This is a genomic window from Mycobacterium sp. NTMscope_MAC_12 (assembly GCF_976985675.1).
Map to the genome: position 1 here is coordinate 3,299,364 of NZ_CDRJYY010000001.1, position 13,733 is coordinate 3,313,096.

The following is a 13,733-nucleotide window of genomic DNA, read 5'->3' on the forward strand; positions in this document are numbered from 1 at the left end:
CGACCAGTTACGCGTCTTCCAGCAAATCCGGCGTCACCGCCGACTCGGTGTCGGGAATGCCTTCGATCTTCGCCTTACGGTCGGCCATCGACAGCAACCGCCGAATGCGGCCGGCCACAGCGTCTTTCGTCATCGGCGGATCGGCGAGCCGACCGAGCTCCTCCAGCGACGCCTGCCGGTGCTCGACGCGCAGCTTGCCGGCCGAGGCCAGATGATCAGGCACGGTGTCGCCGAGGATCTCCAGCGCCCGCTCCACCCGGGCGGCCGCCGCCACCGCCGCGCGCGCCGAGCGGCGCAGGTTGGCGTCGTCGAAGTTGGCGAGCCGGTTGGCCGTCGCCCGCACCTCGCGGCGCATCCGGCGCTCCTCCCACACCAGCCGGGTGTCCTGGGCGCCCATCCGGGTCAGCAACGCGCCGATCGCCTCGCCGTCGCGCACCACCACCCGGTCGGCGCCGCGCACCTCGCGGGCCTTCGCGCTGACCCCCAGCCGGCGCGCCGCGCCCACCAACGCCAGCGCCGCCTCCGGGCCGGGGCAGCTGACCTCCAACGCCGAGGACCGTCCCGGCTCGGTCAGCGACCCGTGCGCCAGGAAGGCCCCTCGCCATGCGGCCTCGGCGTCGCCGACGCTGCCGCCGACCACCTGGGCCGGCAGCCCGCGCACCGGGCGGCCGCGGTTGTCGAGCAGCCCGGTCTGGCGGGCCAGCGCCTCACCGTCGTTGGCCACCCGCAGCACGTACCGGGTGCTCTTGCGAATCCCGCTGGCGGACAACACATGCACGACGGCGGTGTAACCGTAAAGTTCGAAAATGTCTTTGCGCAGCCGCCGCGCGACGTTGCCGAGATCGACCTCGGCCTCGACCACGACGCGACCGCCCACGATGTGCAGCCCGCCGGCGAACCGCAGCAGGGACGTGACCTCCGCCCGCCGCGCGCTGACCGATTTCACGACCAGGCGGCTCAGTTCGTCCTTGACTTCGGTCGTCATCGCCACGAGTCGTCACCCCTTGGTCCGCTGCCGGCGGGTCCGTCCCCACCTGGTGGTGGTTTTGCGCCGTCGACCCGAATATCCGCGGTGGCCGTGACCGGAGCCGCTTCCGGACCCTTGCGGGCCGCCCGGACCCCGTCCAGCGCCGCCGCGAGCTTGCCTGGATCATGTAAAGGTGTACCAGGTCGGGACACGTCGGCGAAGTGGACCTCGGCATGCAGCAGGGTGGCGGTGCGGCGCAATTGCTCGCGTTCCCGCTCACTCGGCACCCGGTCGGCGTCGATGATGATGTCGTGCACGGTGAATCCCGGTGCGTGCTGGGCCAGCACGTGCAGATGACGCTCGACGGAGAACCCGGCCGTCTCCCCCGGCTCGGCCACCAGGTTGAGCACCAGGGCGCGGCGCGCGGTCGTCGCCCGCAGCGCCGCCGCCAGCTCGGGCACCAACACGTGCGGGATCACGCTGGTGAACCACGATCCGGGGCCCAGCACCACCAGGTCGGCGGCCATGATGGCGTCGACGGCCTGCCTGGTGGCCGGGGGGTGGTCGGGCAACAGCCGCACCCGGCGCACCTTGCCCGGGGTCGTCGCGATCGCCACCTGGCCGCGGATCACCCGGAACATCCGCGGGTCGCCCTCCAGCCCGGAGACGTCGGCCTCGATCTGCAGGGCGATCGGGCACATCGGCAGCACCCTGCCCTTGACGCCCAGGATGCGCCCGAGCTCGTCGAGGGCGGCCACCGGATCGGCGAGCACCTCGGACAGGCCGGCCAGCATCAGGTTGCCGATCGGATGCCCGGCCAAAGCGCCACTGCCGCCGAACCGGTGCTGCAGGATGGTCGCCCACAATCGCCCATGTGGGCTGTCAGATGCCAAGGCCGCCAACGCCATTCGCAGATCACCGGGCGGCACCACGCCGAGTTCGCCGCGCAGCCGGCCCGAGGAGCCGCCGTCGTCGGCGACGGTCACCACCGCGGTGACGTACGGGGTGAGGCGGCGGGCCGCCGACAACGTCGCGTACAAGCCGTGTCCGCCGCCCAGCGCGACGATGCCCCGGTTGAACGGCTCGCTCATTCGCGACCCAGATCCCGGTGCAGCACCCGCACCGACAGCCGGTGATCGGCGTTCAGCAACTGCATCAATTGCTCGGCGATCGCGACACTGCGATGCTTTCCCCCGGTGCAGCCGATGGCGACCGTCATATAGCGCTTGCCCTCCCTGCGGTAGCCGTCGACGACCAGAGATAGCAATCGATGGTAGGCGTCGAGAAACTCGGCCGCGCCGGGCTGGCTCAAGACGTAATCCCGTACCGCGGGATCCTGCCCGGTGCGTGGGCGCAATTCGTCGACCCAGTGCGGGTTCGGCAGGAATCGCACGTCCATCACCATGTCGGCGTCCATCGGCAGGCCGTACTTGAAGCCGAACGACTCGACCGTGACGCTGGTGGTCGCGCCGGCGTCATTGCCGAACGCCCGCTCGATGGTCTCGCGTAAGCCCCGCACCGACAGCGTCGACGTGTCGATGATCAGATCGGCGGTGGCGCGCACCGAAGCGAGCATCCGGCGCTCGGCGGCGATGCCCTCGGCCAGCGTCTGATCCCCCTGCAGCGGGTGGCTGCGGCGATTCTGCTCGTAGCGGCGCACCAACATGTCGTCGGATGCTTCCATGAACACCACCCGCGGGGCGATGTTTCGGGTCGCCAGCTCGGTGCGCACCGAGTCCAGATCACCGGTGAAGCCGCGCGACCGCACGTCCATCACCACGGCCAGCTGGGTGATCCGCGAGCCCGCGTCCATGCCGAGATCGACCATCCGGGTGATCAGCTGCGGGGGCAGGTTGTCGGCCACATACCAGCCGAGGTCCTCGAGCACCTTGGCCGCGGTCCCCCGCCCGGCCCCGGACAGCCCGGTCACCAGAACGACGTCGATTCCGGCCGGGGCGTTCACCGAGTGATTCCCCGCCAGCTCGCCCGGACCCGTCATTGCGCGGCCCTGGACTCGTCGGGGGCCTGCTCGGGTCGCAGCACCTCCAGGACGGCGGTGGCGGTGGCGACGCCGATGCCGGGAACGGCGGTGATCTGGTCGACGGTGGCCTCCTTGAGGCGGGCTATCGATCCGAAATGGCTTACCAATGCCTTGCGGCGATGTTCTCCCAATCCTGGCACCGAATCCAGCACCGATGCCGTCATTCGCTTGGATCGCTTGCTGCGATGGTAGGTGATCGCGAACCTGTGCGCCTCGTCGCGGACACGTTGCAGCAGGTAAAGCCCCTCGCTGTTGCGCGGCATGATGACGGGGTCGGGTTCGGAGGGCACCCACACCTCTTCCAGCCGTTTGGCCAGCCCGATCACCGCGACGTCGGTGATGCCGAGCCCCTCGAGCACCGCGCTGGCCGCGTTGACCTGCGGCGCGCCGCCGTCGACAACGTACAGGTTCGGCGGATAGGCGAAGCGGCGGGACTTCCCTTCCGCCGAAAGCATATTCGGGTCGTTTTGTTCGCTCAGGTGCCGCGCGAAGCGGCGGCGAGTCACCTCGGCGATGGAGGCGACATCGTCGGAGCGTCCCTGCCCGGCGGCCTCCCGGATGCCGAAGTGCCGGTAGTCCGACTTGCGCGGCAGACCGTCCTCGAACACCACCAGCGAGCCCACCACGTCGGTGCCCTGCACGTGGCTGATGTCCACACATTCGATGCGCAGCGGCGCCTCGGACAGTCCGAGGGCGTCCTGAATGTTTTGCAGCGCAGCGGATCTGGCGTTGAAGTCACCGGCCCGCTTCAGCTTGTGTTGCTGCAGCGCTTCTTTCGCGTTGCGCTGCACCGTTTCGGCCAATGCGCGTTTGTCACCGCGCCGCGGCACCCTCAAAGCGACCCGGGACCCGCGCAGCCCGGACAACCAGCTCGTCAGCTCGTCGGCGTTGGACGGCAGGCAGGGCACCAGCACCTCGCGCGGCACCGGGTTCACCGATTCGTCTGCGGCACCACCCAATTCGGCCTGCTCGCCGTAGAACTGCGTCAAGAACTGCTCGACCAACTGCTCCTCACCGGAATCGCCCGGGTCGGCGGACTTTTCGACGATCCACCCGCGCTGACCGCGAACCCGGCCACCGCGCACGTGGAACACCTGCACCGCGGCCTCGAGGTCGTCGTCGGCGAAGGCCACCACGTCGGCGTCGGTGCCGTCGCCGAGCACGACGGCCTGTTTTTCCATTGCCCTCTTCAGCGCGCCGAGGTCGTCGCGCAGCCGCGCGGCCCGCTCGAAATCGAGCCGCTCGGAGGCGGCGTTCATCTGCTGTTCCAGCTCGCGGGCGAACCGGTCGGTCTTGCCGGACAGGAAGTCGCAGAAGTCGTCCACGATCTGGCGATGCTGTTCGGCGCTGACCCTGCCGACACACGGCGCCGAGCATTTGTCGATGTAACCCAGCAGGCAAGGACGGTCGATCTGCCTGTGCCGCTTGAACACTCCCGCCGAACAGGTGCGCGCCGGGAACACCCGGGTGAGCAGGTCCAGCGTTTCCCGGATGGCCCACGCGTGCGAGTAGGGCCCGAAATAGCGGACGCCCTTGCGGCGCGGGCCGCGATAGACCATCAGCCGCGGGAACTCCTCGTTGAGGGTGACCGCCAGCACCGGATAGGACTTGTCGTCGCGGTAGCGGACGTTGAACCGCGGGTCGAATTCCTTGATCCAGTTGTATTCGAGCTGCAACGCCTCGACTTCGGTGTTGACCACCGTCCACTCGACCTTGGCCGCGGTGGTCACCATCTGCCGCGTTCGCGGATGCAGGCTCGCGACGTCGGCGAAGTAGGACGTCAACCGGCTGCGCAGGCTCTTGGCCTTGCCGACGTAGATGACCCGGCCGTGCGGATCCCGGAATCGGTAGACGCCCGGCTCGACCGGGATGGACCCGGGCGCGGGGCGATACGTGGCGGGATCTGGCACAGATCCAGGCTAGTAGCCGGCGACGACGTGCCGAGAAAGGCGGGGCGCGTGCGGGTGCCGGTCTACTGTGGTGCCCACAAACGTTTGGGGAGGCCGCGAGGATTGGGAGGAAATGTGGCCGCCGAGTCCTCGCTCGCCTGGTTGCTACACCCCGTGCCGGTCGAGGTGTTCCTCGACGAGATCTGGGCAAGAAGGCACCACCACGTCCCCCGAGGCGAACCGGGTTACTTCGACGGCCTGCTGCCCTCGGCCGTCGACGAACTCCTCGAGCAGATGCGACCGGAGCCGTCGGCCGTGCGGCTGGTGAAGGGCGGCCAGGACAAGGATCCGGCAAGCTATCGCCGCGGCGACGGCAGTCTCGACCCGGCCCGCGCCCGCGACGGCCTGGCCGACGGGTACACCATCGTGCTCAATGGTCTCGAACGGTACTCGCGCGCGGTGGCGGCGCTGTCGCATTCCCTCGAGGTCGAGCTGAATTTCCCGACGCGGGTCAACGCCTACGTCACGCCTCCGGACTCCACGGGCTTCGTCCCCCACTACGACCCGCACGACGTGCTGGTCCTGCAGATCCAGGGGTCCAAGACCTGGCACGCGTCCACCGACGCCCCCGTGCCGGCACACGAGATCGGAAGCCGCAAAGGGGTCGGGACGGACGAGCCGTCGTCGGCGACCGACGTGCGCCTGCGTGCCGGCGATGTGCTGTATCTGCCGCGGGGCCAAGTGCATTCGGCCGAAACGCACGCCGAGCCGTCTGTCCATTTGACGATCGGGCTGCACGCGCCCACCGTGCTCACGCTCGTCACGCACGCGCTGTACGCGCTGAGCTTGCGGGACCCCGGGCTGCACACCCGGTTACCGCCGCGGCACCTGGACGACGCCGGCGTCCGCGCCGGCCTGGGCGACCTCGTGCGCGACGCCCTGCGAACCCTCGAGGGCCCCGAGCTCGTCGCGGACGGTCTCGGCGCATTGGAGGATGTCTTGGTCCGGCGCGGCCGCTGCCCACCGGTCGGGCGCGTCAGCGACACGGTCGGCATCGACGCGCAGACGCTGGTGCGCAAGCACCAACCGCTCTACGCGCGGGTGACGCGCGTCGCCGACCGCGTTGTCCTGCAATTCGCTCAGTTGTCCGTGGCCGCCGGCCTCGACCACGAAGCCGCGATGCGGTTCCTCGTCTCGAGTACCGAACCGTTCCGGGTCGGCGAGTTGCCCGGCCTGAGCGCCCCGCAGCGGACGGGGCTGGCGCAGACGCTCCTGTTGAACGGATTCCTCGCCCGGCTGTCCAACGACTGACAATTAGCTTCGCATTTCCGGTGAAAGCCGCGAATCATATCCGTGTTTGCGGTTCCTGTGGAGATAAGCTTCACGACATGCGGACCGCTGTCCGCGGCGCGGCCGCCCTGTCGCCGGTACCACGCGATGGCGGCGCCGGGGCTTTCGAACGAGATCGCAGTTTCGCCAACGACGAGGTGGCCAACGATGACGATGCCGATCTGGGCGGCCTTCCCGCCGGAAGTGAATTCGGCTGCGCTCTCCACCGGCCCGGGGCCCGCATCGTTGCTGAACTCGGAAGCGGCGTGGCTGACGTTGAGTCAGGAATACGATGCGGCGGCCCAAGAACTCAGCGACTTGTTGGCCGAGGTGCAGGCCGGGACGTGGCAGGGCCCCACGGCGGAGAAGTTCGTGGCCGCGCACGTGCCGTACCTGGCCTGGCTTTTACAGAACAGCGCCAACGCCTCGGCGGCGGCCCTCGAGCACGACACCGTGATCGCGGCGTACAACGCCGCGGTGGCGGCCATGCCGACACTGGCAGAGATAGCAGCCAACAAAGCCCTGAACGCCTCCCTGATAGCGACGAATTTCCTTGGTGTCAATACGATTCCGATCGCGCAAAACGAGTTCGACTATCTGCAGATGTGGCTGCGGGCGGCCACCGCGATGGCGATGTATGAAGCGGTCTCCCAGACAGCGATGACGTGGGTCCCACCCACCGCGCCGCCCCCGGCGATCCAGCTGGCCAACCCCCCCAACCAAGATGCGGGCGGGGGCGCGGATCAGCTGAGCTGGTGGGTAGATCGCGTGGAAATGGTGGCCCAAGAGCTCCACACGGACCTGAGCTCTGGATCCAACCCGTCTACGGCCATCCACACGCTGCTGACCGACCCGCTGCTCCTCAAGGTTCCGCACTGGGCGGGCGAGTCGCTCTACACGTTCATTCCCCAAGTGCCGCAATTGACCCAGCTCTCGATCGGGCTGATCGTCCCCTTCCTGCCCGTCGCGGGGGCGGCGGGCCTGGCGGGGTTGGCCGGGCTGGCCGGCGCCGCCCAGCCCGCGCCGGCGCCGTCCCACACCGGAACACCCGTCGCGATGGCCCCCGGGCTGAGCACCCCCGCCCCGGCCCCGGCGCCGGCCCCGGTCCCCGCGGCCACACCGGCCGCGGCCCCGGCACCCGTCGCGGCGCCCGCGGCGCCCCCCGCGACCGCCGTCCCCGGCTTCAGCTCCCCGTACGTCGTCGGCCCGCCGGGCATCGGGGCCGGCGCGGACGTCCGCGCCGACGCGCGGGCCGAGCAGAGATCGGCCCAGCCCGGCACCGTGGGCGCGGCGGCCGCCCCGGCCCGGCGGGAACAGGCCCGCCGCCGGCGCCGCCAGCGGCCGGGCCTGATCGACCCCGGGCGCCGCTACGAGTACCTCAACGGGGAGCCGGAGGCGGATGCCGCCGGCAAAACCCCGGTGGCGGCTTCGGACCGGGGCGCGGGGCCCATGGGGTTCGCCGGCACCGCCCGCGGGGCGGATGCTGCCCCGGTGGGATTGACCACAATTGCCGGCGATTCCTTGGACGACGGACCCCGAATGCCGCTGCTACCGAGCAGCTGGGGCCCCGAAAGCGAGGGTCCGGAACCGGGACGGGCGGACGCGCCCTGAGCGGCCCGCGCGCGTTGCCGGCGGTTTGGGCGGACTCGGTTCTGGCTACCAACCCTCTAACTCAACGTTAGAGTGGGGGCACAGCAATGGAGGGAGTCCGTAAATGATGAAGCGTTCGTGGGCCAAACTGGCCGTCACCGTCGGCGGCCTGGCTTTGGCGTCGACCGCTGGGGCCGGGGTCGCATCCGCCAGCCCCGATTACGGTCCGATGATCAACACGACCTGTAGCTACGACCAGGCGATGCGGGCGGTGCACGCGGAGAACCCGATGGCCGCTCAGTACCTCGACCAGTCGCCGCCGAACCAGCAGTTCTTGCAGCAGTACCTGGCGTCGTCGCCCGATCAGCGCGTGAATCTGCTGCGCGCGATCGAGCACAACCAGGGGGCCCAGCAGGCCCTGCCGATTTTCCAGCAGATGATGACGGACTGCACTCGATACTGAGTGCGTCCGATACGGGCTTTCCGACTCAAGCGTCAGGTCCTCAGCGACGGCGCCTCCCTGGCTGACACCGGGGAGGCGTCGTTGCGGCGCTCAGGGGGTCGGTAGGTCCGGCCGATAGCGCGCCAGCAGCGCGCGCACCGTGTCCATGGCACGCACCGCGCGGCCCTTGTCGACGGCCTGGATGGCCATCACCGGGATGTACTCGTCGTCGGGCAAGTCGATGCGCGCCCACCGGTGGCCCACCGGAAACGAGACACCGACGACATCGGGCCACTCGATCAGCTTGTCCCCCAACAGGTTTCGCACAGATACGCCCGACGGCCCGACCCGCAGCCGGGGCCGGGCAAACAACAGCACGATGCCGGCGATGACCAGCCCCAGCACCGCGATCGCCACCTGGTCGGCGGTCTGAAACACCACGCCGGTGGACTTCACCTTGAGCAACAGGCCCACCACGATGTGCGCGCCGGCGATGAGCACCGCTGCCCCGTAGGCGAATAACGGCGTGCGGTGGGGGCGCAGCACCGCATCCCAGGTCTCGCGGTCGGGTGACGACGTCACGACCGGGCGCGCAACTCGCGCAGGGTGAGCGCCGCCGACAGCGCCGCCCCGGTCGCCTGGGCACCCTTGTCCTCGGCCGACGCCGGGAGCCCGGCGCGATCCAGCGCCTGTTCCTCGTTGTCGGTGGTCAGCACGCCGTTGGCCACCGGGGTCGACGCGTCCAGCGAAACCCGGGTCAGGCCCTGGGTCACCGCGTCACAGACGTACTCGAAATGTGGTGTCTGCCCGCGGATCACGACGCCCAGCGCGACGACGGCGTCATGGGTGCGGGCGAGCTCCTGGGCCACCACCGGGATCTCGATGGCGCCGAGCACGCGGACCACGGTGGGGTCGTCGACGCCCGAGTCGGCGGCGACTTTGCGCGCGCCGTCCAGCAGCGCGTCGCAGATCTCGCTGTGCCAGGTGCTGGCCACGATGCCCAGCCGCACACCGGAGGCGTCAAGCGCCGGCACTTCCGGCACGCCGGCGCCACCACTCATCGGCGCCGCTCTCCCCCGCTAGCGGGTCGGGCGGTCACAGCGCACCGCCGAACTCACCTGGGAGATGGATGGATTCGTGGAAGTCGTCCAGCCCGGCCAGGTCGTGGCCCATCTTGTCCCGCTTGGTCATCAGGTAACGGATGTTCTCCGAATTGGCGCGCACCGGCAGCGGCACCCGCTCGATGATGTGCAGGCCGTACCCGTCCAGCCCGACGCGCTTGGCCGGGTTGTTGGTCAGCAGCCGCATCGAGCGCACGCCGAGGTCGACGAGGATCTGCGCGCCGATCCCGTAATCCCTTGCGTCGGCGGGCAATCCAAGTTTCAGGTTGGCGTCGACGGTGTCTTCGCCGGCGTCCTGCAGCTGATAGGCCTGCAGTTTGTGCATCAGGCCGATGCCGCGGCCCTCGTGGCCGCGCATGTACAGCACGATGCCGCGCCCCTCGCGGGCGACCATCGCCATGGCGGCGTCCAGCTGCGGCCCGCAGTCGCAGCGGCGGGAACCGAAGACGTCGCCGGTCAGGCACTCGGAGTGCACGCGCACCAGCACGTCGTCACCGTCGGAGTCCGGCCCGGCGATGTCGCCGCGCACCAGCGCGACGTGTTCGACCTCCTCGTAGATGCTGGCGTAGCCGATGGCACGGAATTCGCCGTGCCGGGTCGGTATCCGGGCCTCGGCGATGCGGGCGATGTGTTTCTCGTGCTTGCGCCGCCACTCGATCAGGTCGGCGATCGTGATCATCGCGAGGTCGTGTTCGTCGGCGAACACCCGCAGCTCGTCGGTCTGCGCCATCGCGCCTTCGTCCTTTTGGCTGACGATCTCGCAGATGGCGCCCGCGGGCTGCAGGCCGGCCATCCGGGCCAGGTCGACCGCGGCCTCGGTGTGGCCGGGCCGGCGCAGCACGCCACCGTCCTTGGCGCGCAACGGAACCACGTGACCGGGGCGGGTGAAATCGTCGGCGACGCTAATGGGGTTGGCCAGCAAGCGCATCGTGGTGGCGCGGTCCGACGCCGAAATACCGGTTCCCACACCATCTTTCGCGTCCACCGTGACGGTGTAGGCGGTTCCGTGCTTGTCCTGGTTCACCGCGTACATCGGCAGCAGCCCCAGACGGTCGCAGATCGCGCCGTCCAGCGGCACGCACAGGTATCCCGAGGTGTAGCGCACCATGAACGCCACCATCTCCGGCGTCGCCTTCTCGGCGGCGAAGATCAGATCGCCCTCGTTCTCACGGTCCTCGTCGTCGATGACGATGACGGCCTTGCCGGCCGCAATGTCGGCAACCGCCCTCTCGACGGAGTCCAACCTCGTCATCTCTGCTACCTCGCCGTCCCCGCTTTCCGGGCGGGAACACTGTCAAAAACGGCTCACACGAGAAGTCCACGTGTTGCATTCAGTATGAACCACGCCGACGCCGCGGTTATTGCGACGGCTTGATCAGCGGGACATCAACCGCTCGACGTATTTCGCGATCACGTCGACCTCGAGGTTCACCTGCGTCCCGACCGGAGCCTGGCCCAGGGTGGTCAGTTCGCGGGTGGTGGGAATCAACGAAACCTCGAACCAGTCGCGCGGGTCGGCACCCAGCCCGGACACCGTCAGCGAAATCCCGTCGACGGTGATCGACCCCTTCTCCACGACGTAGCGGGCCACCTCCGCGGGGATCTCGATGCGCACCACCTCCCAGTGCTCGGACGGCGTGCGCGCCACGATCTGCCCGGTCCCGTCGACGTGGCCCTGCACGATGTGCCCGCCCAGCCGGCTGTTGACGGCCGCGGCGCGCTCCAGGTTCACCCGGCTGCCGACCTGCAATTCGCCCAGGTTGGACCGGTTCAGGGTTTCGCCCATCACGTCCGCGGTGAAAAGCCCGCCGGGCAGCAGCTCGGCCACGGTCAGGCACACGCCGTTGACGGCGATCGAATCGCCGTGGCCCGCGTCCGCGGTCACGACGGCTCCGCGAATGGTCAGCCGCGCCGCGTCGGAAAGGACGTCGCGGCCCGCCACCTCCCCGAGTTCCTCGACAATTCCGGTAAACATCACCCAAGGCTAATTGGCCCGCACTCGCGCGGATGAGCAGGGCAAACACCGTCGCACCGGCGACACCGGCCCCCCGCGTTCACCAGGGCAGTCACCGGCACCCTCTACGATGCGAGTATGCAGACCCGCCGCCGTCTATCGGCCGTCCTCGCATCCCTGACCCTCGCCACCGCCTTGATCGCCGGCTGCTCGTCGGGCTCAAAGCAGAGCGGCGCGCCACTCCCCGACGGCACGACCTTGGTCAAGCAGTCGGCCGACGCCACCAAGAAGGTGCAGAGCGCGCACATCGCGCTGAGCATCCAGGGCAAGATCCCCGGGCTCCCCATCAAGACGCTGACCGGTGACCTCACCACGGCGCCGGCCACCGCCGCGTCGGGCAACGCCACCATCACCCTGGGCGGCTCCGACATCGACGCCAACTTCGTCGTCGTCGACGGGATCCTGTACGCCACCCTCACCCCCAACAAGTGGAGTGACTTCGGCAAGGCGTCCGACATCTACGACGTGTCGGTGCTGCTGAACCCGGACAGCGGGCTGGGCAACGCGCTGGCGAACTTCAGCGACGCCAAGGCCGAGGGCCGCGAGACCATCGACGGGCAGAACACCATCAAGGTCAGCGGGAACGTGTCGGCCGACGCGGTGAACAAGATCGTGCCGCAGTTCAACGCGACTCAGCGGGTCCCGAGCACGGTGTGGATCCAGGAGAGCGGTGACCACCAGCTGGTCCGGGCCAATCTGCAGAAGAGTTCGGGCAATTCCGCCGAGGTCACCCTGTCGAAGTGGGGCGAGCAGGTTCAGGTGACCAAGCCCCCGGTGAGCTCGTGACCACACAGACCGGGCGGCGCGTCGCGATCAGCGCCGGCAGTCTGGCGGTGCTGCTGGGCGCCCTGGACGCCTATGTCGTCGTGACGATCATGCGCGACATCATGACCGACGTTCACATCCCGATTAACCAGCTGCAGCGCATCACCTGGATCATCACGATGTACCTGCTGGGCTACATCGCCGCCATGCCGCTGCTGGGGCGGGCGTCCGACCGGTTCGGCCGCAAGCTGGTGCTGCAGGTCAGCCTGGCGCTGTTCATGGTCGGCTCGGTGGTCACGGCGCTGGCCGGTCACTGGGGCGATTTTCACCTGCTGGTCGGCGGCCGCACCATCCAGGGTGTGGCCAGCGGCGCGCTGCTGCCGGTCACCCTCGCGCTGGGCGCGGACCTGTGGGCGCAGCGCAACCGCGCCGGCGTGCTCGGCGGGATCGGTGCCGCCCAGGAGCTCGGCAGCGTGCTGGGCCCGCTGTACGGGATCTTCATCGTCTTCTTGTTCCACGACTGGCGCTACGTGTTCTGGATCAACGTCCCGCTGACCCTCATCGCGATGGTGATGATCCAGTTCAGCCTGCCGTCGCACGAACGCACCGAAACGCCCGAGAAGGTCGATCTGGTCGGCGGTGTGCTGCTCGCCGTCGCGCTGGGCCTCGCGGTGATCGGCCTGTACAACCCGCAGCCCGACGGCAAAGAGATCCTGCCCAGCTACGGGTTGCCGCTGGTGATCGGCGCGGCCGTGGTCGGGGTGCTGTTCCTGCTGTGGGAGCGCTTCTCCCGGACCCGGCTGATCGAACCGGCCGGCGTGCGCTTCCGGCCGTTCCTGGCCGCGCTGGGCGCCTCATTGTTCGCGGGCGCGGCGCTGATGGTGACGCTGGTCGACGTCGAGCTGTTCGGTCAGGGTGTGCTGGGGCAGACCCAGACACAGGCGGCCGGGCTGTTGCTGTGGTTCCTGATCGCGCTGCCGATCGGCGCGGTGCTGGGCGGGTGGATCGCCACCCGCGTCGGCGACCGTGCGGTGACGTTCGTCGGCCTGATGATCGCGGCATACGGCTACTGGCTGATCCACTACTGGCGCCAGGACGTGATGAGCCAAAAGCACAACATCCTGGGGCTGCTCAACGTCCCCGTGCTGCACGCCGACCTGTTGGTGGCGGGTTTCGGCCTCGGACTGGTCATCGGGCCGCTGACGTCGGCCGCGCTGCGTGTCGTCCCGTCGGCCCAGCACGGCATCGCCTCGGCGGCCGTGGTGGTCGCCCGGATGACGGGCATGCTGATCGGGGTGGCCGCGCTCAGCGCGTGGGGCCTGTATCGGTTCAACCAGATCGTGGCGGGCCTGACGGCCGCGATCCCGCCGGACGCCACGCTGTTGGAGCGGATCGCCGCGCAGGGAACGATGTACCTCAAGGCCTTCGCCATGATGTACGGCGACATCTTCGCGGCCACCGTCGTGATCTGCATCGCGGGCGCGCTGCTGGGTCTGCTGATCGGCGGCCGCAAGGAACACGCCGAGGAGCCGGAAATCCCTGAGCCGCAAGAAGTTTCACTGAGCGAACGCTAGG

The 13,733-nt window shown here is 69.2% G+C and carries 13 protein-coding genes; 5 read left to right on the forward strand and 8 right to left on the reverse strand.

The genetic code is table 11. The annotated features are described in order from the left end of the window. Nucleotides 1–7: 7 nt before the first annotated feature. The 4 genes from whiA to uvrC are packed head-to-tail and all read right to left on the reverse strand — an operon-like array spanning nt 8 to nt 4,918. Nucleotides 8–985: a DNA-binding protein WhiA gene (whiA, locus tag AC0KS4_RS14835; RefSeq protein ID WP_026071328.1), complete on the reverse strand. Its 978-nt coding sequence runs from the start codon at nt 983–985 to the stop codon at nt 8–10. After that, complete coding sequence (gene yvcK, locus AC0KS4_RS14840) at nt 982–2,058, reverse strand: uridine diphosphate-N-acetylglucosamine-binding protein YvcK (RefSeq protein ID WP_225330550.1); 1,077 nt, start codon at nt 2,056–2,058, stop codon at nt 982–984. Before yvcK ends, whiA begins: the two co-directional genes overlap by 4 nt. Next, nucleotides 2,055–2,966 (reverse strand): RNase adapter RapZ, encoded by a 912-nt coding sequence (gene rapZ / locus AC0KS4_RS14845; protein ID WP_225330551.1) that lies wholly within the window; start codon nt 2,964–2,966, stop codon nt 2,055–2,057. Before rapZ ends, yvcK begins: the two co-directional genes overlap by 4 nt. After that, entirely contained in the window at nt 2,963–4,918 is a 1,956-nt protein-coding gene (uvrC, locus tag AC0KS4_RS14850) for an excinuclease ABC subunit UvrC (protein ID WP_238956270.1), read from the reverse strand. Before uvrC ends, rapZ begins: the two co-directional genes overlap by 4 nt. A 114-nt stretch (nt 4,919–5,032) precedes the next feature. Between uvrC and AC0KS4_RS14855 the strand changes: the two genes are divergently transcribed. From AC0KS4_RS14855 to AC0KS4_RS14865, 3 genes are all read left to right on the forward strand, one after another. Further along, complete coding sequence (locus AC0KS4_RS14855) at nt 5,033–6,208, forward strand: cupin domain-containing protein (RefSeq protein ID WP_238956271.1); 1,176 nt, start codon at nt 5,033–5,035, stop codon at nt 6,206–6,208. A gap of 186 nt (nt 6,209–6,394) precedes the next feature. Beyond that, nucleotides 6,395–7,837: a PPE family protein gene (locus AC0KS4_RS14860; RefSeq protein WP_238956272.1), complete on the forward strand. Its 1,443-nt coding sequence runs from the start codon at nt 6,395–6,397 to the stop codon at nt 7,835–7,837. Nucleotides 7,838–7,940: 103 nt separating this feature from the next. Further along, nucleotides 7,941–8,279, forward strand: coding sequence for a hemophore-related protein (locus AC0KS4_RS14865; RefSeq protein ID WP_225330524.1), 339 nt, complete (start codon nt 7,941–7,943; stop codon nt 8,277–8,279). Between the two features lie 90 nt (nt 8,280–8,369). Here the strand turns inward: AC0KS4_RS14865 and AC0KS4_RS14870 are convergent, their stop codons facing one another. The 4 genes from AC0KS4_RS14870 to AC0KS4_RS14885 all read right to left on the reverse strand — a co-directional run bounded on the left by AC0KS4_RS14870 (nt 8,370) and on the right by AC0KS4_RS14885 (nt 11,354). Further along, entirely contained in the window at nt 8,370–8,840 is a 471-nt protein-coding gene (locus tag AC0KS4_RS14870; protein ID WP_225330525.1) for a PH domain-containing protein, read from the reverse strand. Further along, entirely contained in the window at nt 8,837–9,319 is a 483-nt protein-coding gene (ribH, locus tag AC0KS4_RS14875) for a 6,7-dimethyl-8-ribityllumazine synthase (protein ID WP_225330526.1), read from the reverse strand. The genes AC0KS4_RS14870 and ribH overlap by 4 nt, the downstream gene beginning before the upstream one ends. 34 nt (nt 9,320–9,353) lie before the next feature. Next, nucleotides 9,354–10,631, reverse strand: a complete 1,278-nt coding sequence (locus AC0KS4_RS14880; protein WP_238956273.1) for a bifunctional 3,4-dihydroxy-2-butanone-4-phosphate synthase/GTP cyclohydrolase II — start codon at nt 10,629–10,631, stop codon at nt 9,354–9,356. Nucleotides 10,632–10,754: 123 nt separating this feature from the next. Further along, on the reverse strand, nt 10,755–11,354 hold the full coding sequence (locus tag AC0KS4_RS14885) for a riboflavin synthase (RefSeq protein WP_225330528.1): 600 nt from the start codon (nt 11,352–11,354) through the stop codon (nt 10,755–10,757). 117 nt (nt 11,355–11,471) lie between these two features. Between AC0KS4_RS14885 and AC0KS4_RS14890 the strand changes: the two genes are divergently transcribed. Continuing rightward, complete coding sequence (locus AC0KS4_RS14890; RefSeq protein WP_225330529.1) at nt 11,472–12,179, forward strand: LppX_LprAFG lipoprotein; 708 nt, start codon at nt 11,472–11,474, stop codon at nt 12,177–12,179. Further along, entirely contained in the window at nt 12,176–13,732 is a 1,557-nt protein-coding gene (locus tag AC0KS4_RS14895) for an MFS transporter (protein WP_238956274.1), read from the forward strand. Before AC0KS4_RS14890 ends, AC0KS4_RS14895 begins: the two co-directional genes overlap by 4 nt. Nucleotide 13,733 lies beyond the last annotated feature (1 nt).

Coding starts and splice junctions, on each gene's coding strand:
- whiA (WP_026071328.1), bottom strand. CDS start 985: ATGACGACCGAAGTCAAGGACGAACTGAGCCGCCTGGTCGTGAAATCG.
- yvcK (WP_225330550.1), bottom strand. CDS start 2,058: ATGAGCGAGCCGTTCAACCGGGGCATCGTCGCGCTGGGCGGCGGACAC.
- rapZ (WP_225330551.1), bottom strand. CDS start 2,966: ATGACGGGTCCGGGCGAGCTGGCGGGGAATCACTCGGTGAACGCCCCG.
- AC0KS4_RS14860 (WP_238956272.1), top strand. CDS start 6,395: ATGACGATGCCGATCTGGGCGGCCTTCCCGCCGGAAGTGAATTCGGCT.
- AC0KS4_RS14865 (WP_225330524.1), top strand. CDS start 7,941: ATGATGAAGCGTTCGTGGGCCAAACTGGCCGTCACCGTCGGCGGCCTG.
- ribH (WP_225330526.1), bottom strand. CDS start 9,319: ATGAGTGGTGGCGCCGGCGTGCCGGAAGTGCCGGCGCTTGACGCCTCC.
- AC0KS4_RS14880 (WP_238956273.1), bottom strand. CDS start 10,631: ATGACGAGGTTGGACTCCGTCGAGAGGGCGGTTGCCGACATTGCGGCC.
- AC0KS4_RS14885 (WP_225330528.1), bottom strand. CDS start 11,354: ATGTTTACCGGAATTGTCGAGGAACTCGGGGAGGTGGCGGGCCGCGAC.
- AC0KS4_RS14890 (WP_225330529.1), top strand. CDS start 11,472: ATGCAGACCCGCCGCCGTCTATCGGCCGTCCTCGCATCCCTGACCCTC.